A 17,996-nucleotide genomic window follows, 5' to 3' on the forward strand; every position below is an offset into this window, starting at 1 on the left:
CTCCAGGGTGTGTCTTACTCTTCACAAAGTAAGCCTAAATTGATGTTTTCCCATAAGCCCATCAATCAGGTTGTTCTCTTAACTCTTAAAAGAGGTAAGAAGAAATATGGTGGAGGGAGACGGATTCGAACCATCGAAGGCGGAGCCGGCAGATTTACAGTCTGCTCCCTTTGGCCACTCGGGAACCCCTCCAGGGTGTTTTTTCCTAACTCATAATGGATAGGCTAAAGAGATGTTTTTCCCAACGCATCTCTCAAGTGCGGAGCGCATCATAGCAAACACGTTAAACCTGTAAAGAGTTTTTCTTATGGTTTTGTGTTGAATGCTGCCTTTTTGGGCAAAGATGGCGAAAAGTACGCATATTGCTCGGGAAGTGAACATCTATACTAAGGTTTACGTAGTGATAGGTAACACCTTGAGGTAACTCGCTTTCTACATTGTGTTTGGTTTGTGCAATTCGCCAAGAAACGTAAATGGAATTTAATCTAGATTTACACTTCTTGACGTTACAGCATTCATCAGTTGATAGAATACGGTTAATTTCATTTATAGATATTAAATCTCACTTGCAGACCATTATTATGAAGCATAAATCTGTTTTAACCCTGCTTAGCTTGTCTATTCTTATGGCGTCTCCAGCCGCACTAGCTAAACGCATGGGCCCTAGCACTGTCACTGTTGTTACTGAGCAAGTTGATATTCACCAAGTTAGCCAATCTCTTTCTTTGGTAGGTAAGTTAGAAGCAGAACAATCTGTGATCATTACCTCTGAAGTAGCGGGCAGAGTTGACTCTATCAACATCAAAGCCAATCAAGATGTCACCAAAGGGCAGATGTTGGTTCAATTAGATGACGACAAAGCAAAAGCAGCAGTTGCAGAAGCGCAAGCGTATTTAAAAGACGAGAAACGTAAGCTAGCGGAATTTCAACGCCTAGTGAAACGTAACGCGATCACGCAAACTGAAATTGACGCTCAGAAAACCAATGTAGAGATCGCCAACGCTCGTTTAGCTGCTGCAAATGCCAATCTGAAAGATCTTCACATCAGCGCGCCATTCTCGGGCACTGTTGGTTTTATCGACTTTAGCCGCGGTAAAATGGTGACTGCAGGTACTGAACTCGTGACCTTAGATGACCTATCGGTAATGCAATTAGATCTGCAGATCCCGGAGCGCTACCTTTCTAAACTGTCTAAAGGTATGAAAGTAACGGCTCGCACTAGCGCATGGGGCGACACTCAGTTCACTGGTACTGTAGTAGGCATTGATTCTCGTATTAACGCTGAAACCTTGAACCTTCGAGTTCGAATCCACTTCGACAACAATAATGATTATCTAAAGCCAGGTATGTTAGTGGCGGCGGATATGGACTTCCCACCAGTGGAAGCGCCAATCATTCCAGTTCAAGCGCTTGAGTATTCAGGTACGAAGCGTTTCGTTTATGTTATCGACGAAGATAATAAAGCAACTCGTACAGAAGTTTTCCTTGGGGCACGTATCGATAACGAAGTCGTGATCGACAAAGGCATCGAAATTGGCCAGAAGATCGTGGTGCAAGGTATCGTGAACATGCGTGACGGCGTCTTGGTTCAAGAGCTTGCCGTTAATCGCCCAGCTGATGCAGCAAGTGATAAAAAAGCACAAGAAGGCGCTAACTAATGTTGTTATCTGATGTTTCTGTAAAGAGACCAGTAGCGGCCGTCGTATTGAGCCTACTATTGGTTGTGTTTGGTATTGTCTCTTTCAATAAGCTCGCGGTTCGTGAGATGCCAGATATTGAAAGCCCGGTAGTATCGATCAGTACTCGTTATGAGGGTGCGTCTGCCACCATAATTGAAAGCCAAATAACCTCCAACCTTGAAGACCAGTTATCCGGCATCAGTGGTATCGATGAGATCGAATCCACAACGCGTAACGGTATGTCGCGTATCACGATTACTTTTGAGCTTGGTTACGACCTCAATACCGGTGTGAGTGATGTTCGTGATGCTGTAGCTCGTGCGCAGCGTTCATTGCCAGATGAAGCCGACGACCCAATTGTTTATAAGAACAATGGTAGTGGTGAAGCTTCGGTCTACATCAACTTAAGTTCGACGGAGATGGACCGAACGCAGTTAACCGACTACACCGAACGTGTGTTGATTGACCGCTTTAGTTTGATTTCTGGCGTGAGCTCGGTGGATATCTCAGGTGGCTTGTACAAAGTAATGTACGTGAAGCTGAAACCTGCGCAGATGGCGGGTCGTGGCGTTACTACCTCGGACATCACTTCTGCTCTGAACAGTGAGAACATTGAAAGCCCAGGTGGTGAAGTACGTAACGATGCGATTGTGATGTCGGTTCGTACTGCTCGTTCTTACACTGAAGCGGAAGATTTCGAATATCTAGTCGTTAAACGTGCCTCTGATAACACACCTATCTACTTGAAAGACGTAGCGGATGTTTACATTGGCGCAGAAAACGAGAACTCGACCTTTAAGAGTGACGGCGTTGTTAACGTAAGCATGGGTATCGTGCCTCAGTCAGATGCGAACCCACTTGAGGTGGCTGATTTAGTCCATAAAGAAGTCGAAGCAATTCAAAAGTTCTTGCCAGACGGTACTCGTTTAGCTGTCGATTATGACTCAACAGTCTTTATTGACCGTTCAATCTCAGAGGTATACAGCACACTCTTTATCACGGGTGGCTTGGTTATCCTTGTGCTTTACATCTTTATTGGTCAAGCACGTGCAACACTTATTCCAGCGGTAACCGTACCTGTATCTCTGATCTCGTCGTTTATTGCCGCGTACTACTTCGGTTTCTCCATCAACCTGATTACCCTGATGGCACTTATCCTGTCGATTGGTTTGGTGGTCGATGATGCGATCGTGGTGGTTGAGAACATTTTCCACCATATCGAACGTGGTGAGTCACCGCTGCTTGCTGCCTATAAAGGTACTCGTGAAGTAGGCTTCGCGGTAATCGCAACAACGCTTGTATTGGTAATGGTATTCCTACCAATCTCGTTCATGGACGGCATGGTTGGCCTATTGTTTACCGAGTTTTCTGTATTGCTTGCGATGTCGGTGATCTTCTCGTCGCTAGTCGCATTAACGCTAACGCCAGTGCTAGGCAGTAAGATCCTTAAAGCGAACGTTAAACCAAACCGTTTCAATTTGTTTGTCGAGCGCGTATTTGGCAAGCTTGAGTCTGGATACCGCGCGGTATTGCGCCGTGCTCTTAACTGGCGTTGGGCCGCTCCAATCATCATTATCGCGTGTATGGGCGGTAGTTATGGCTTGATGCAACAAGTGCCGTCGCAACTGACGCCACAAGAAGACCGTGGGGTTATATTTGCGTTTGTTCGTGGTGCCGATGCAACCAGTTACAACCGTATGTCTGCCAACATGGACATCGTTGAAGAACGCTTAATGCCATTGCTTGGTCAGGGCTTCTTGAAGTCATTCAGTATTCAATCACCAGCGTTTGGTGGTAATGCGGGTGACCAAACGGGCTTCGTAATCATGATACTAGAAGACTGGGATGAGCGTGACGTTACCGCACAAGAAGCGTTGAACGAAGTTCGTAAATCGTTGAACGGCATTCCAGATGTGCGTGTATTCCCGTTCATGCCGGGCTTCAAAGGTGGTTCAAGTGAGCCTGTTCAATTCGTACTTGGCGGTTCTGATTACTCTGAACTTCAGAAGTGGGCAGAGCTCTTAAAACAAGCGGCTGAAGATTCTCCAATGATGGAAGGCGCGGACATCGATTACTCTGAGAAAACACCAGAGCTATTGGTAACCGTAGATAAGCAGCGTGCAGCAGAGCTAGGTGTTAGCGTTTCAGACATTTCAGATACGTTAGAAATCATGCTTGGCGGCCGCAGTGAAACGACCTTCGTTGACCGTGGTGAAGAGTACGACGTGTATCTGCGTGGTGATGAAAACAGCTTCAACAACGCGAACGATCTAAGCCAAATCTACATGCGAACTCAGTCTGGTGAGCTGGTTACACTTGATACGCTGACGCACATTGAAGAAGTGGCTTCATCGATTCGTTTGTCGCACTACAACAAGCAGAAATCGGTGACCATTAAAGCGAACCTAATGGAAGGTTACACGCTGGGTGACGCGCTCGATTTCCTTGATGAACAAGCGATTGAACAGCTACCGGGTGATATTTCAGTGAGCTACTCTGGCGAGTCAAAAGACTTTAAAGAGAACCAATCAAGTATCCTAGTGGTGTTTGCGCTAGCGATGCTGGTCGCATACTTGGTACTGGCCGCGCAGTTTGAAAGCTTCATTAACCCGCTGGTGGTGATGTTCACCGTACCTATGGGTATCTTCGGTGGCTTCTTAGGCTTGGTGCTGATGAGTCAAGGGCTCAACGTCTACAGCCAGATTGGTATGATCATGTTGATCGGTATGGTAACCAAAAACGGTATCTTGATCGTAGAGTTTGCTAACCAACTTCGTGACCGTGGTATTGAGTTTGAAAAGGCGATCATTGATGCTTCTGCTCGACGCTTACGTCCAATCATGATGACGGCATTCACGACGCTGGCTGGTGCCATCCCATTGATTACTTCAACGGGCGCGGGTTATGAAAGCCGAGTGGCAGTGGGTACGGTTATCTTCTTCGGTATGGGCTTCGCGACATTGGTTACTCTGTTCGTAATTCCTGCGATGTACCGACTGATTTCAGGATCAACACGCTCTCCGGGTCACGTGGAAGCGGAACTTAATAAAGTGCTTAGCCATGACAACGTGGGAAGAACCAGTCACGGTTAATGAACACGCACGATTAATGAACACGGAATAGTGTAACAATATTGAAAAGCCTGCGTTTGCTCCTAGCGAATTGCAGGCTTTTTTTGTATAACAAACAGAGCTCAACGAATTAATACAATAAATCGAATAAAGGAAAGTAAAGTGGCTGAATTTAAATACAAAGATCTTTCTCAAGAAGAACAAGATAAGCTAGATGCAGCAACCTTTCGTCGTCTGCTAGCACATTTAGACAATAATAAGGATGTGCAGAACATCGACCTTATGATCTTGGCGGGCTTCTGCCGTAATTGTTTCAGCAAGTGGTATAAAGCGGAAGCTGAGCAACAAGGCCTAGACTTGGATATCGATGACGCTCGTGAGCGCGTATACGGCATGACTTACGATGAGTGGAAACAAAACCATCAGCCAAAAGCGACACCTGAGCAACTTGCGGCATTTGAAGCGAAGCAGAAGCCAGAATAATTTGTTCTCGCTAGAAATTGATGAATAGAACAAACCAAAAAAGAGCCCATCAGGGCTCTTTTTATTTTTGCGTCGGTGTTTGTTCTGTGGTTAAGCCAACTCACCCGTTTGCGAGAAAGCTTCTAGCTTCGCTGCATAAGGTTGTAGGTCACCGATATTCAGATTTACCCACTCGTCATTGAAGTAAGTGTCTAGGTAACGTTCACCGCTATCACATAGCAAAGTCACGATAGACCCTGTTTCGCCACGCGCTTTCATCTCACTGGCTAGCTGAAGCACACCGTACATGTTAGTACCGGTTGATGCGCCAACCTTGCGACCAAGAATTTCAGATAACCAATGTGTCGTTGCGATACTTGCTGCGTCTGGGATTTTTCGCATTTCGTCAACCACACCAGGAATGAAGCTTGGCTCTGCTCGTGGGCGACCAATACCTTCAATCTTGCTGAATGTATTGCCTTTCACGTTCGCATTGCCTGTTTGGAAGTATTCGTGGAATACAGAGTTTTCAGGGTCGACAACACAAAGCTTAGTTTCATGCTGTTGGTAGCGAATGAAGCGGCCGATAGTTGCAGAAGTACCGCCAGTACCTGGGCTCATTACTACCCAAGCTGGAACTGGGTGATCTTCCATCTGCATTTGATTGAAAATTGAGTTCGCGATGTTGTTGTTACCGCGCCAGTCGGTTGCGCGCTCAGCGTAAGTAAATTGGTCCATGTAATGGCCATTCAGCTCTTCTGCTAAACGGCGAGACTCATCATAAATTTCATCTGAGCGGTCAACAAGATGCGCTTGGCCTCCGTAGAATTCAATCTGCTCAATTTTCTTCTTCGCTGTGCACTTTGGCATCACTGCGATAAACGGAAGACCTAGTAGGCGAGCAAAGTAAGCCTCAGACACGGCTGTGCTGCCTGATGAAGATTCAATGATCGTCGTTTCTGGGCCAACCCAGCCATTACAGATAGCGTATAAGAACAGAGAACGCGCTAAGCGGTGCTTCAAAGAGCCCGTTGGGTGTGTGCTTTCATCTTTAAGGTAAACATCAATGCCTTCGATACTTGGTAGTTCGAGCTTGATAAGGTGCGTATCCGCTGAGCGTTGGTAGTCCGCTTCAATTTTACGAATCGCGTTGTTAATCCATTGATGGTCAGTGCACATAAGCGTTCTCCTGATCGAGTGTAGGAATTCTTTGTAATTGGTATGGTTCTAATTTAGCTACAATCAGAGAGAAAAACTTTGCCATATTTGCTTTGTTTTGCTTAAATTGTAGAAAATAATTCTCTTTAAATGCGATTTGGTGAAAGTGTGATAGATGCCGTAGATAAAAAAATATTAGGATTACTGCAAGAAGACAGCACCCTGTCATTGAATGACATTTCTGAAGCGGTCAATCTCACCACAACGCCTTGCTGGAAAAGGCTTAAGCGCCTCGAAGAGAACGGCATTATTGAGAAAAGAGTCGCGCTGCTGAACCCAGAAAAGCTCGATCTTTCTTTTACCGCGTTCGTATTGATTAAAACCAGTGATCATTCTCACGAGTGGTATGGTCGTTTTGTGAATACTGTGTCGGAGTTTCCAGAAGTGATGGAGTTTTATCGTATGGCTGGCGAATATGACTATATGATGAAGGTTCAGGTTAAAGACATGAAGTGCTTTGATGATTTCTACAAGCGCTTGGTGAATAGCATTGACGGTATCTCTAATGTGACCTCGACATTTGCGATGGAACCATTGAAGTACACAACAGCATTGCCGCTTTAAGCTCAACCTAATCTTAGGCTACCTATCGTTTCAGTTTAACTATCTTCTCAGTTTAGATATCGCCTTTGCGATAAAGAAAAGGATTATTCATGTTTGCAAAAGTATCTACCGCTATCCAGCTGGTATTGGCGGTCGCCATTTTTTACTTGGGCTACACCATCTATTCGTTTACTAATAAAGTAGGGGAGATCGTCGATACTTATCCGCAGGTTATCGAAGATTTATCCGGTCTCACCAAAGGGCTAAAAGTGGAAGAGCTGCTAGCGTTTGCTGAACATGTCAGCGAGCTTGCTCCTCAAGTTTTGAACACAGTCGAAGAAGTCAGAAAAACGATAGATGACGTGAATCAAACCGTTTCATCGGTCGACAAAAAAATCCCTGCGATATTAGATGAAGTAAAAAATGTCCGAACGGAAGTCGAGCAGGTCAGAACCGATGTCATCCCACCAGCATTGACTGAGCTGAAACGATACCGTGTGGATGTGATGCCACCGATGCTCGCTGAAAGTAAATCGTACCGCGAGCAAACTATCCCCGCTGTTGTTACTGAATCTGAAATGCTAAGAGCGGAAGTGCCGAATATTTTGGTGCAAGCTAATTTGCTGGCAGATAAGAGTCAAGCTTTGGCTCAGGACGCTGCAGAAGGCGCTGTGAAAGGTGTGGTGCTATCACCATTTAACCTTCTGCGAGATGCCGGAGATGGCATCAAAACGCGAGTACAAAGCGAGTTTGAACCTACGCTAGAAGCAGAATAGATTTTAGTCACTCTTAAGTGACGGATTTTCGTTAGTGTTATAAAAAAGAGAGGCTAGGTATTAAACCTAGCCTCTCTTTTTGTTTTCTCGTACATATTTTGGGCTTATAAAAAGCGTTTATTCGCTATTTATTTGAGCGCTATTTAGTAAAACGCATCACACCTTCTTGCACGGCTGTCGCTACGAGCTCACCTTTCTGATTAAAAATTTCGCCGCGCACTAGGCCACGAGTGTTCGCTGCCGTTGGGCTTTCAATCGCATAAAGCAGCCATTCGTCCATTTTGAATGGGCGGTGGAACCAGATTGAGTGGTCAATCGTCGCCACTTGAAAATTTGGCGTCATGATAGAGACTTCATGTGGGTGAAGCGCCGTCACTAAGAATCCCCAATCCGATGCGTAGGCAAGCAGGTATTGGTGGATCAAGTGGTTGTCTGGCATCGCGCCATTCGCTCTTACCCAAAGGTATTGTTTCGCTTCCGTCTTCTTAGGTTTCAGTGGGTTTACCACCGTCACCGGACGCATCTCAATCGGCTTTTCGCCACAGAAGGTTTTGCGCAGTTTCTCTGGTAAGAATTCCGCAATGTGGCTCGCTAATTCAGTTTCTGAGGCAAAGTTCTCTGGTCCCGGAATATCAGGCATTGAAATCTGGTGCTCAAACCCTGGCGCATCGCCATGATAAGAAGCAGTGAGATAGAAAATAGGGCGGCCATTTTGAATCGCTTTTACACGGCGTGTGCTAAAGCTGCGTCCATCTCGTAGGTTCTCAACATCGTAAATGATTGGCTTTTCAGGATCGCCGGGAAACAGAAAATAACTGTGGAACGAGTGAACACTACGGTCGTCTTGAACGGTATAACGAGCAGCAGAAAGCGCTTGTCCCAATACCTGACCGCCGTATACCTGTGGTAGGCCTAGGTTCTCACTTTGCCCACGGAATAAACCTTCTTCCAGTTTTTCTAGCTGAAGTAAACTTAGTAATTCTTGTAAAGGTTGACTCATCGCCAGCATTCCTCTTCGTAAAATGGGTGTCAGATTATGGTGTTAATCATTTAGCTTAGTCAGATATCTGTCAATAAATCATAGGGTTTCAAGACAGAATATGAAAGCTCTCTTATAATTGGTGAGTAGATTTGCCGAGTCCGGCAAACATGTTGAGAGAAATTGAATATGAAAAAGGCTCTAATTCTTATTACGTCTTTAGTATCGTTTGGCCTACTTGTTGGTTGCCAAGCAACATCAGAAACGAGCGCTTCTCAAGAAGTGGTTGCAGAGAACACTCAAGTGATTTCAGGAACAGTAAGCTACCGTGAAAGAATTGCATTGCCAGAGAATGCAGTGGTTACCGTTACGCTAGAAGATATCTCACTGGCTGATGCACCATCGACGGTTATCGCAACTCAAGAGTTCACCACAGACGGTAAGCAAGTACCGTTCGCATTCGAGCTGAGCTACGACAACGACAAAATTAAAGCTAACCACCGTTACAACATGCGCGCATCGATTCATGTTGACGGTAAACTGCGTTTCATAACGGACACGATTAAGTCAGTAATTACTGATGTAGAAAATACACAGCAAGCAGACCTACGTTTGGTTGGTGTTCGTTAATCAGAAATCGATGCCACTGTTAAGGCATCTTGATTGGCTTAACTTAGCCAGTTGAATTGACGATTAGTGGCAGCTCTAGGGCTGCCATTTGTATATTCTGAGTTTAACTTTTCCTGCATCACTCACCTCAACCCCTTCTTTAACCAAATGCTGCTTTTGTCTGTCGAACGAATCAGCCTTTAAAGATATTTCACCCTTGCTGTTTATCACTCGATACCAAGGCAGTTTGCTACCTTCTGGCAGGTTACCCAGCGCTTTACCAACATGGCGCGCATAGCCCGGAAATCCTGAAAAACGTGCTATGTCTCCATAAGTTGTTACTTTCCCATATGGAATTTGGTGAATCACAGCAAAGATTTGGCTTAAAAATTGGTCCATACTAAATGTTCCTAGTTCATAAATACCACGGATCGGTAGAAGGAGAGGGCTATGGTATTTACAACGTTTCAGTTCTTGATAACCACATTATTAGCGGTTGTCTGCGCGAGAGCAATCAGTTTAAGTGAGGGAGATATCCCAGTACTTGCAATGGTCATTCCTGCTTTATGGATTTTGCCGCAAGGAGGCATCGCAGGATTAGCTTTGCTTGTCTCCATGACCACTTATGGATTAACGCTACCGCTACAACCCATAACGCTCTCAGTCAGTGTATGGGTATTATTCCCACTATTGATGGTGGTCTTTTCAAAACGCAGCAGTTTGTCGGTCGTGATTATTTCTGGCTTGATCGTCGCAACGCTACAAGTCGGGATTATGGTGACCCAATCCGCAGGTAAGCTTGAAGGCGTTCCTTGGGTGACCACACTACAAACCTTGTCAATCATCGTTATTTGGTGGGCGGCAAATCATCTTAAGCCAGCCAGCCGACACAGCTGGTGGTCATTAGGCTTGATACTTCCATTATGGATGGCCGATTTACCTTATGCCGCTTTGGTTGCTTTGTGTGTAACGGGCATCATGGCATCGATGGAAACACTGACGCGCTTGAAAACCTTCCGCTGGAATAAACTATTGTGTTGGACATTGCCGACGGTTGGTTTTGCGGCACTGGTGATTACCCCAAGCATCGAAGTGCCTAGTCCAGTCTTTGTGGTGTGGTTATGTCTATTAGGCACCGCGTGGATGACAGACTACATCATTCGTACAGAAGATAACGAAGACATCGATATCTAGTACGTAGATAACCCGAACCTTACAAATGCAGGTAAATGGTGAATTTACCTGCGATTTTCTAGTGGTTTGAATAAAGGATAAGCACTTAGACAGCAATTGTTCAAAAATAGGGTGGAAGGGCTTGCAATGGTTGCTGTGATGCTTAATAATCCAATCACTCTTTGAGGCAAGCCTCTTAGAAAACGAATCTATGGGGGCCTGGTCCTCCCGCAACAATAGCTCGTGAACTCGGTCAGGCCTGGAAGGGAGCAGCCGCAGCGAGTGACTTGTGTGCCGGGATGTGGCTGGGTTCCCACCCTTTTGATGTTTGCAAACTAACTTAGCATAAATTGCAAAGAAGTTAGCAAATTTGCACTATAAGTCAGCATAGTCTATTTTTTGTTGTAGGTTTACAACAAAAGTGATGCGCACTATGTTTGACCAAACCAAAAAATCCTCTCACGTTCACAACATCTGCAAGTTCATGAGCTTGAAAAATGATGCTGTTGTTCGCACTCTCTCTGTTTTAGAGTTCGATTTTTGTTTCCATCTCGAATATAACCCTGATGTTAAAGGGTACATATCTCAACCACACGGTTTTTATTACTACTTTAATGGTCGCAAGTGTCGTTATACGCCAGATTTTTTAGCCGATAATCATAACGACCAATCTACTCTTATTGAGATTAAGCACTCAAGCCAGATTTTAAAACCAGACTTCAGGCTCCGATTTGCTGAAAAACAGCGAGTAGCACTAGAAGAACAAGGAAAACGCCTTGTTTTAGTGACAGAGAAACAAATTCGTATTGACCCAATATTTAGTAACTTAAAGCTGTTACATCGCTACTCTGGTTTGCATACCATCACTAAAGCGCAAAAGTCTGTTCTCGGATTTATACAACGTAGACAGAAAGTACAATTACGCGAAATCTCCGACCACTTAGGACTGTCTGAGCATGAAACTCTGATATCAACACTCTGTTGGCTATCGTCAGGGAGAGTTAATACTGATATTAGAAGCTCTGATTTTGGTTTGAATAGCTACGTTTGGTGTTAGGTATGACGTCAGATTTTGATGACGTTTTTGGTTTCATTGATGAAATGGAAGCTTCTGCCAACGAAGCGGAATTAGTAACCCAAATACCGAGTGATTTATTTGAAGAAGATAAATCGTATCTCCCTTCCATTGATACCTATCCTGTAAAAACTCAACAAGAAGTATTACGACGTCTTAAAGTCATTCAATTTACTGAAAAACGTCTAAAAGGTGGGTGGACAGAAAAAAATCTTGTACCGATTTTAAATCAGGTTGAACAAGAGCTAGGGCTATCTCCACCGAGTTGGCGAGTTCTTGCCGGCTGGAAGAAAATGTATTTTGAATCAGGGAGAGCCGTTCTTTCGCTCATTCCTAAACACGCCCAAAAAGGAAATAGAACCGTTCATACAGATTCACAGTCGCTCATTGATGAAGCGATTGAAAAAAAATACCTGACTAAAGAGCGTTTAAGCGTTGCAGAGGCTTACCGCTATTACAAAAGCCGAGTAATTAAAGCCAATCAAGAAATAGTCGAAGGCAAAATCAAGCGAATTAGCCAAAGAGCATTTTATGACAGAGTGAATAGTTTACCACCCTATGATGTTGCAGTGGAAAGGTATGGAAAGCGATATGCAGATAGAGAGTTTCGTTCCGTAGGCCAGCAAATAGAGGCGACGAAACCGATGGAGTACGTTGAAATTGACCATACTCCAGTCCCTGTCATACTGATTGATGATGAATTGGATATTCCATTAGGTCGCCCATATCTAACCATGCTCTATGACAGGTTTAGTAAGTGCATCGTCGGCTTCAGCGTTAACTTTAGAGAGCCTAGTTTTGATTCCGTCAGAAAAGCACTATTAAGTACTTTGCTAGACAAGCGCTGGGTAAGCGAAAAATATCCCTCAATAACAAATGATTGGCCATGTCATGGAAAAATAGACTATCTGGTCGTTGATAATGGTGCCGAGTTTTGGAGTGATAGCCTAGAGGACTCTTTGAGACCTTTGGTGTCGGATATTCAATACAGCCAAGCTGCCAAACCGTGGAGAAAGACCGGTATAGAAAAGTTATTTGATCAACTAAACAAGGGGTTGGTTAACGCTCTGCCTGGAAAAACATTCACAAATCCCACTCAGCTTAAAGATTACGATCCTAAAAAAGAGTCTTCCGTTAGAGTTTCTGTATTTATGGAGTTAATACATAAATGGGTTATCGACCGCTATCACATGGACTCTGATAGTCGAGAAAGGAATGTTCCTTATCATAAGTGGAATGAATCGAAATGGCTTCCAAATTTCTACCAAGGACAAGCTGCGGCCGAGTTACGTATTGAGTTGGGGTTGTTAAGGCACCGGACGATAGGGATCGCTGGGATAAGGTTGCACAATTTATGCTATCAATCGGATGAGCTCATAGAGTATCGAAAATACAATTCGGTTAATTCACAAGGGAAACTCTTCGTCAGGACAAAAACCGATCCGTCGGACATAAGCGCTATCTACGTTTTTCTTGAATCAGAAAAGAAATACATAAAAGTCCCAGCGGTTGATAACAGTGGGTATACCAATGGACTTTCGTTGTTCGAACATGAGCGAATTCAAAGAGTGCGCAGGTTGAATACCCGAAGCCTCGTCAATGAAGAGTCTTTAGCCGATACCTATCTCTATATGGAAGCTCTTATTGAAGGGGAAGCTGAGAGAATGCGTAGTTCTAAAAACAAAAAGCTCACCCAACCTAAAACAGGGAACACTTCTAAGATTGCAAAATACAGAGATGTTGGCACGGAAGGACCTGGCTCAATCGTTAGAAAAAATGAAAGCAGTAATTCAGCATTAAACGTTGTTAGTACTCAACTATCATTGGACGATGATGATCTTGAAGAGATAGAGGGCTACTAATCGTGAATTTTACTTCCATGCAGTGTGAACAATTGAAAGCCTACGATAATTGTTTTATTGAGTACCCCGAAATTACGGAGATCTATTCGATATTTGACCAACTTCGCTTTAATCAATTACTAGGCGGTGAACCTGAGTCATTCCTATTAACAGGCGAATCGGGAAGTGGAAAAACCGCTTTGATCAATAACTACCTTTCACGCTTCAATACAGGAACGAGTTGGTCCAAGCAAACAGTCCTAAGTACCCGAATTCCTAGTCGAGTAAATGAACAAAATACTCTGACTCAATTTCTCGTTGATCTGGACTCAAAATCAGGAGGACGTTCAGTACGAAAGAGAAATGAAATTGCACTTGCTGAAGGAGTGGTAACTCAGTTAAAACGTAAATCTGTCGAGCTCATTATTGTTAATGAGATTCAAGAGCTTGTGGAGTTTTCGACTGCGGATGAAAGACAAACCATCGCTAATACATTTAAATATATCAGTGAGGAAGCCGGTGTATCCTTTGTATTGGTTGGAATGCCTTATGCTGATGTTATCGCGAAGGAGCCGCAGTGGAACTCTCGATTGAGTTGGCGCAGAGAAATCAACTATTTTAAATTGCTTCAGGTTGAAAGTGACGCGAAAAATACCAACACTCAATACAGTATTGATGCTAAACAAAAGAAACACTTTGCTAGATTTGTGGCTGGACTAGCCTCTAGAATGGGCTACGAGCCAACGCCAATACTGACTAAGAATGAAATTCTATATCCCTTGTTTTCAATGTGTCGTGGAGAGTGTCGAAGGCTCAAGCACTTTTTGAAAGATGCCATGATAATGAGCTTTAAAGAGAACAAAAGTACGTTGAACAAAGAAGTACTATCTAGGACATTTATACTGAAATTCCCCTATTTGGAGAACCCATTTGAATGTTCATTAGAACAGGTGATGTTAGAGCAAATAGATAAAGGTTCAGCGTACAATATGAGAGCGATTACAGCAGAGGATAGGATTCTCGCCCCCCGATTTACAGATGCATTACCGCTGAGTACGTTGCTAAGTACAAGTAGCCTGAAAGTATAAAACTGCGATGTTGATAACCAAATCATTGAGACGCTAGTTTTTCCAGCAACACCGCCTTCTCTTCATCACTCATTTTATCAATGGCGCACGCTAGCTCAGCGCTCAATTCGCTCCTACAGAAAAAGTAGTTTAGCGGCACATCTAACTCTTCAGCCATACGTTCAAGCGTACCAATATCAGGTACATGCCTGCCTTTCTCGTAATGATTCATACGACCGCTAGCAGAACTCTGCTCCATACCAATTTTCACCCCTAAATCTTTTTGGGTGATCTTGGCTTTTTACGCGCAGCTTTGAGCCTCGCAGGGATGGGGTTGTCTTTTTGCACTTACACATTTCTTTTCAACCTTTAGATAACTTAGATTGTCTAAGTTTTACTGATTTTTGTATACTTAGCAATCCTAAGTTTTTATTGCCTGTAAGAGTCACATGAAGAAAGTAACCAGAATTAACCCTCACATGTTTAACCTATTGATTGAGAAAGGGATGGATAATTTCTCCGTCACAGACGCTAGGGATGCTTTGCTAAACAGTGCTTCAACCTTCTCGAGTAAGGACGACGCTCGAAAGTATGTTTATAAGCAACTTCTATCTTTTGAGGAGAAAGGCTGGCTTTCTGTTATTGGGGTTCGCAGAGACAAACGCTACCATCAAACTAACGAATTCAAAGCGCTCACAATTGAGCCTAGATCGGGTCGAAATAGGAAAGCTAAGGTCGACTCAACGGATATTCAAATTCCAGAGTGCTCTCTAAATGCACTAGAGCGAGAGAAGAAACAGCATGAAGGTGAGCTGGCGATTACTCTAGGCGAGATTGAGGAATACCAATCGTTGTTAGCGCGTTTCCCCAAACAACAAGCAAGATATGCAGCCGCTATTTAATGCAGCAAGAGAACGCTCAGCCAAGCTATTAGGCAGAATTAATGCACTAACCAACTGGATGCAAGTCGCCCAAAGTAAGGCTCCTCAATGTTAAGAGCATGGCAAGCCGAGTGTGCAGATCAAGCTGTCGAGAAATTCACTTCAAACAAGCATTCACACTTCTTCTGCCAAGCGACTCCTGGAGCGGGTAAAACCGTTATGGCCGCCGAGGTTGCGAGTCGGTTATTTGAAATAGGCATGATTGACTTAGTGCTGTGCTTCTCGCCCTCTCTGACTGTTGCTGAAGGGATGCAAAAGACCTTTTCATGGAAGCTCGAATGTTCCTTTAATGGAGGTTTGGGTTCTCTTGGAGGCTCTTACACCTACCAATCAATCCGTTTTTTGGATGAAAACTTTTGGTACACCGTCAGCAAATATCGAGTTTTAGTCATATTTGATGAGATCCACCATTGTTCGTTTGATGACGAGGGGCGGTCAAATTCATGGGGGCTAGAAATTGTTTCTAAGATCCAAGGCTTTGCTCGTTACACTCTGGCGCTGTCGGGCACGCCTTGGCGTTCTGACCGACTACCGATCGTCATGGCTGAGTATTCCGACCCTGATGGTAAGGTTGTTTGCGATTATCAATACGGCTTGCAACAGGCAGTTGAAGATAAGGTATGCCGCCGCCCTAAAATCGTTTTAATCGATAATGAACACCTGAGCGTTAAGGCTGGCAGTGACAATCAACACTTCGCCTCTATTCTTGATTGCCTTAAACAATCCGATGTCTCTTACCAAAGCGTCATTCACAACGAAGACGCTATGAATTACATACTAAATAGCGGTTGCCAAAAGTTAGAGCAGATAAGGCAAGAGTCCCCAAGTGCTGGAGGCTTGGTGGTCGCCTCTTCTATTAAGCACGCTAAAGACATTCAAAAGCGACTTGTTGAGCACTTTAATCAATCAGCATGCATAGTGACTTATCATCACGATAATCCGTTAAATGAAATTGAATCTTTTCGTCATTCAAGCGTTCAGTGGATAGTCAGTGTTGGGATGATAAGTGAAGGAACGGATATTCCAAGGCTGCAGGTTTGCTGTCATATGAGTTCGGTAAAAACGGAGCTTTACTTTAGACAAGTCCTTGGAAGGATATTGAGAGTTAATGATTCACCCAATCAAGAAGCCTGGTTGTATACCTTTGCCGAAGAAAGTTTGATTGGGTTTGCTGAAAGAATTGAGCAGGATATTCCTGATAGCTGCATGTACATTAAACAAGATAACAACGTACCGAGTGGTGTTGATGAAATACGCCTGCAGTCAAGCACTGTATCGGAAAGCGTTCAATCTAATCGACCCCAACCAAGCTTACTTAGTTGGGGAGAAACTTCAGATATGATGAATTCAAATAATGCAGGACTCACTTTAGCTTTGGATGAGCTGAGATTAGGTCAATTTAAGCAGAGGGTTATTGCAGCGTTCACTTAAACTGTAGTAACTCATATTAGATCTTACACATCGGCTTGTTAGTCACGACTAGATCGTACAAGCCGACTTGTTGAAATCGTAACTCATTCTTGGACAATTATGATTTAGAGTATTAGCTTCAAGGCCAGACTAGCACGGGAATAAATCAAACCTTGGGGTGAGTTTTTATTCAAACAATAACGCCTCTCTCCTGTTAAATAATTCAACAAAGAGAAAGGCGCTAGATTACTAGACAGGTTATCTATAACAAGGCTAAAGCTCTATTATGAGCTTTCTTTTTTGAACAACATCAAAAGTTAACTGTCCATTGGTTTGCGATGGTAACGAGTCCTTGCTCGCTATAATATCCATCTCAAATATACAGCTATCAAAACCTTGAGTTAACTGTGCTTGCGTTTGACCAAACACTTCACTCAAGCTCTTATTGTAAGAGCCTGAATTAAGTAGATGCTCACCAGCGTTAATATCTGGTGACACAGTTCTGATATTGGTCTCAATACTATTTTTACAAGTTAGCGTTTCCACTAGGTAAGAGTATGTATGGTCTGCCTCAGGAGCCCATGATACATCTATCACTTCGCCTGCAAAGCTTGTCGTTAATGTAAAGGGTAACGGTAGTTCATTCACTGCCAGTGAACTTTGAACAACATCCCCTCTCAATAACTTTACAATGTACTCTGAGGCGCTTGCTGAAACATCTCCACCATAATAGTAAACACCTCCTTCCGCCGATGTTTCAGCTAACGAGAAGTTTAGGCTATCAACTTCAGCAACTAGCTGGTCACCGCCATTAATTGCAACATAGTTAAACGAACTATCTTGAACATATCCTTCGATTTCAGCCTCGGATGGGCTTGTTACCGATAATGCAAAGAACACTCGTAAATCAGAAGCTGCATAATCACTACTGTAACGAGTGACAGTATCCTCTGAGTTTGCAGAGGAAGAGCTACCGCCGCCGCTTCCTCCACCGCAACCTACAAGTAACGTTAACATCAGCGCACAGTATAATTTCTTAAAATGACCCACTTTTATTCTCCTTCAAAATAGGTCGTACTTTACGTGTACCAAACCAGTAGCCCAAGCACATTAAAGGAAACATTGCTAATGTCCGCCATAGGTTATTTAAAC

At 43.8% G+C, this 17,996-nt stretch carries 15 protein-coding genes, 1 tRNA gene, 1 other RNA gene and 2 pseudogenes; 13 read left to right on the forward strand and 6 right to left on the reverse strand.

Annotated elements, in window-relative coordinates; genetic code table 11:
* Window positions 1-107 precede the first annotated feature (107 nt).
* Window positions 108-192 (reverse strand) — tRNA-Tyr (locus tag AB4323_RS05355).
* A 389-nt stretch (window positions 193-581) separates the two neighbouring features.
* Here AB4323_RS05355 and AB4323_RS05360 point away from each other — a divergent pair.
* The 3 genes from AB4323_RS05360 to AB4323_RS05370 all read left to right on the forward strand — a co-directional run bounded on the left by AB4323_RS05360 (window position 582) and on the right by AB4323_RS05370 (window position 5,233).
* Complete coding sequence (locus tag AB4323_RS05360; protein WP_372058631.1) at window positions 582-1,658, forward strand: efflux RND transporter periplasmic adaptor subunit; 1,077 nt, start codon at window positions 582-584, stop codon at window positions 1,656-1,658.
* On the forward strand, window positions 1,658-4,771 hold the full coding sequence (gene vexH / locus AB4323_RS05365) for a vibriobactin export RND transporter permease subunit VexH (protein WP_372151862.1): 3,114 nt from the start codon (window positions 1,658-1,660) through the stop codon (window positions 4,769-4,771). Before AB4323_RS05360 ends, vexH begins: the two co-directional genes overlap by 1 nt.
* Window positions 4,772-4,912: 141 nt before the next feature.
* Window positions 4,913-5,233 carry a DUF1244 domain-containing protein gene (locus AB4323_RS05370; RefSeq protein ID WP_004736423.1) on the forward strand — a complete coding sequence of 107 codons (321 nt, stop codon included), beginning with the start codon at window positions 4,913-4,915 and terminating at the stop codon, window positions 5,231-5,233.
* 90 nt (window positions 5,234-5,323) lie between these two features.
* On the opposite strand, the gene AB4323_RS05375 is transcribed toward AB4323_RS05370, so the two are convergent.
* Window positions 5,324-6,391: a PLP-dependent cysteine synthase family protein gene (locus tag AB4323_RS05375; protein ID WP_061022810.1), complete on the reverse strand. Its 1,068-nt coding sequence runs from the start codon at window positions 6,389-6,391 to the stop codon at window positions 5,324-5,326.
* A 129-nt stretch (window positions 6,392-6,520) separates the two neighbouring features.
* On the opposite strand from AB4323_RS05375, the gene AB4323_RS05380 reads away from it, so the two are divergent.
* A complete protein-coding gene (locus tag AB4323_RS05380; protein ID WP_017078855.1) occupies window positions 6,521-6,994 on the forward strand; it encodes an Lrp/AsnC family transcriptional regulator in 474 nt (157 codons plus the stop codon).
* 89 nt (window positions 6,995-7,083) lie between these two features.
* A complete protein-coding gene (locus AB4323_RS05385; protein ID WP_372135903.1) occupies window positions 7,084-7,749 on the forward strand; it encodes a hypothetical protein in 666 nt (221 codons plus the stop codon).
* Window positions 7,750-7,888: 139 nt separating this feature from the next.
* Here the strand turns inward: AB4323_RS05385 and tesB are convergent, their stop codons facing one another.
* Window positions 7,889-8,749 carry an acyl-CoA thioesterase II gene (tesB, locus tag AB4323_RS05390; RefSeq protein ID WP_029235187.1) on the reverse strand — a complete coding sequence of 287 codons (861 nt, stop codon included), beginning with the start codon at window positions 8,747-8,749 and terminating at the stop codon, window positions 7,889-7,891.
* Between the two features lie 168 nt (window positions 8,750-8,917).
* Here tesB and AB4323_RS05395 point away from each other — a divergent pair, with 168 nt between their 5' ends.
* Window positions 8,918-9,358: a YbaY family lipoprotein gene (locus tag AB4323_RS05395; RefSeq protein WP_017058951.1), complete on the forward strand. Its 441-nt coding sequence runs from the start codon at window positions 8,918-8,920 to the stop codon at window positions 9,356-9,358.
* A 75-nt stretch (window positions 9,359-9,433) separates the two neighbouring features.
* Here the strand turns inward: AB4323_RS05395 and AB4323_RS05400 are convergent, their stop codons facing one another.
* Window positions 9,434-9,736, reverse strand: a complete 303-nt coding sequence (locus tag AB4323_RS05400; RefSeq protein ID WP_017058952.1) for an MGMT family protein — start codon at window positions 9,734-9,736, stop codon at window positions 9,434-9,436.
* Window positions 9,737-9,787: 51 nt separating this feature from the next.
* Between AB4323_RS05400 and AB4323_RS05405 the strand changes: the two genes are divergently transcribed.
* The 5 genes from AB4323_RS05405 (at window position 9,788) to AB4323_RS05425 (ending at window position 14,514) form a co-directional block, all read left to right on the forward strand.
* Window positions 9,788-10,531, forward strand: a complete 744-nt coding sequence (locus tag AB4323_RS05405; RefSeq protein WP_017080372.1) for a hypothetical protein — start codon at window positions 9,788-9,790, stop codon at window positions 10,529-10,531.
* A gap of 196 nt (window positions 10,532-10,727) precedes the next feature.
* Window positions 10,728-10,824: signal recognition particle sRNA small type (gene ffs, locus AB4323_RS05410), an RNA gene on the forward strand.
* Window positions 10,825-10,943: 119 nt separating this feature from the next.
* The gene (locus AB4323_RS05415; protein WP_102333420.1) at window positions 10,944-11,567 is read left to right on the forward strand and encodes a TnsA endonuclease N-terminal domain-containing protein; all 624 of its coding nucleotides are present in this window, start codon (window positions 10,944-10,946) and stop codon (window positions 11,565-11,567) included.
* A 2-nt stretch (window positions 11,568-11,569) separates the two neighbouring features.
* Entirely contained in the window at window positions 11,570-13,447 is a 1,878-nt protein-coding gene (locus tag AB4323_RS05420; protein ID WP_372135901.1) for a Mu transposase C-terminal domain-containing protein, read from the forward strand.
* Window positions 13,448-13,464: 17 nt separating this feature from the next.
* Window positions 13,465-14,514: a TniB family NTP-binding protein gene (locus AB4323_RS05425; RefSeq protein WP_136994845.1), complete on the forward strand. Its 1,050-nt coding sequence runs from the start codon at window positions 13,465-13,467 to the stop codon at window positions 14,512-14,514.
* Window positions 14,515-14,536: 22 nt separating this feature from the next.
* Here the strand turns inward: AB4323_RS05425 and AB4323_RS05430 are convergent.
* Window positions 14,537-14,841, reverse strand: a pseudogene (locus AB4323_RS05430) (helix-turn-helix domain-containing protein).
* A 101-nt stretch (window positions 14,842-14,942) separates the two neighbouring features.
* On the opposite strand from AB4323_RS05430, the pseudogene AB4323_RS05435 reads away from it, so the two are divergent.
* A pseudogene (locus AB4323_RS05435) lies at window positions 14,943-15,489 on the forward strand (hypothetical protein).
* Window positions 15,483-16,865 (forward strand): DEAD/DEAH box helicase, encoded by a 1,383-nt coding sequence (locus AB4323_RS05440; RefSeq protein ID WP_372151864.1) that lies wholly within the window; start codon window positions 15,483-15,485, stop codon window positions 16,863-16,865. Before AB4323_RS05435 ends, AB4323_RS05440 begins: the two are co-directional and overlap by 7 nt.
* A gap of 252 nt (window positions 16,866-17,117) precedes the next feature.
* Here AB4323_RS05440 and AB4323_RS05445 read toward each other — a convergent pair whose 3' ends face one another.
* Window positions 17,118-17,894 (reverse strand): hypothetical protein, encoded by a 777-nt coding sequence (locus tag AB4323_RS05445; RefSeq protein WP_102333415.1) that lies wholly within the window; start codon window positions 17,892-17,894, stop codon window positions 17,118-17,120.
* Window positions 17,895-17,996: the final 102 nt, after the last annotated feature.

The sequence above is a fragment of the Vibrio sp. 10N.261.52.C11 genome, assembly GCF_041471405.1.
In the GTDB taxonomy this organism is placed as follows: Bacteria; Pseudomonadota; Gammaproteobacteria; order Enterobacterales; family Vibrionaceae; genus Vibrio; species Vibrio crassostreae_C.

Excerpts from the sequence above, each read along its gene's own strand:
- AB4323_RS05360 (WP_372058631.1), top strand. The coding sequence starts at position 582 with ATGAAGCATAAATCTGTTTTAACCCTGCTTAGCTTGTCTATTCTTATG.
- vexH (WP_372151862.1), top strand. The coding sequence starts at position 1,658 with ATGTTGTTATCTGATGTTTCTGTAAAGAGACCAGTAGCGGCCGTCGTA.
- AB4323_RS05375 (WP_061022810.1), bottom strand. The coding sequence starts at position 6,391 with ATGTGCACTGACCATCAATGGATTAACAACGCGATTCGTAAAATTGAA.
- AB4323_RS05380 (WP_017078855.1), top strand. The coding sequence starts at position 6,521 with ATGCGATTTGGTGAAAGTGTGATAGATGCCGTAGATAAAAAAATATTA.
- AB4323_RS05385 (WP_372135903.1), top strand. The coding sequence starts at position 7,084 with ATGTTTGCAAAAGTATCTACCGCTATCCAGCTGGTATTGGCGGTCGCC.
- tesB (WP_029235187.1), bottom strand. The coding sequence starts at position 8,749 with ATGAGTCAACCTTTACAAGAATTACTAAGTTTACTTCAGCTAGAAAAA.
- AB4323_RS05395 (WP_017058951.1), top strand. The coding sequence starts at position 8,918 with ATGAAAAAGGCTCTAATTCTTATTACGTCTTTAGTATCGTTTGGCCTA.
- AB4323_RS05400 (WP_017058952.1), bottom strand. The coding sequence starts at position 9,736 with ATGGACCAATTTTTAAGCCAAATCTTTGCTGTGATTCACCAAATTCCA.
- AB4323_RS05405 (WP_017080372.1), top strand. The coding sequence starts at position 9,788 with ATGGTATTTACAACGTTTCAGTTCTTGATAACCACATTATTAGCGGTT.
- AB4323_RS05415 (WP_102333420.1), top strand. The coding sequence starts at position 10,944 with ATGTTTGACCAAACCAAAAAATCCTCTCACGTTCACAACATCTGCAAG.
- AB4323_RS05420 (WP_372135901.1), top strand. The coding sequence starts at position 11,570 with ATGACGTCAGATTTTGATGACGTTTTTGGTTTCATTGATGAAATGGAA.
- AB4323_RS05425 (WP_136994845.1), top strand. The coding sequence starts at position 13,465 with ATGCAGTGTGAACAATTGAAAGCCTACGATAATTGTTTTATTGAGTAC.
- AB4323_RS05440 (WP_372151864.1), top strand. The coding sequence starts at position 15,483 with ATGTTAAGAGCATGGCAAGCCGAGTGTGCAGATCAAGCTGTCGAGAAA.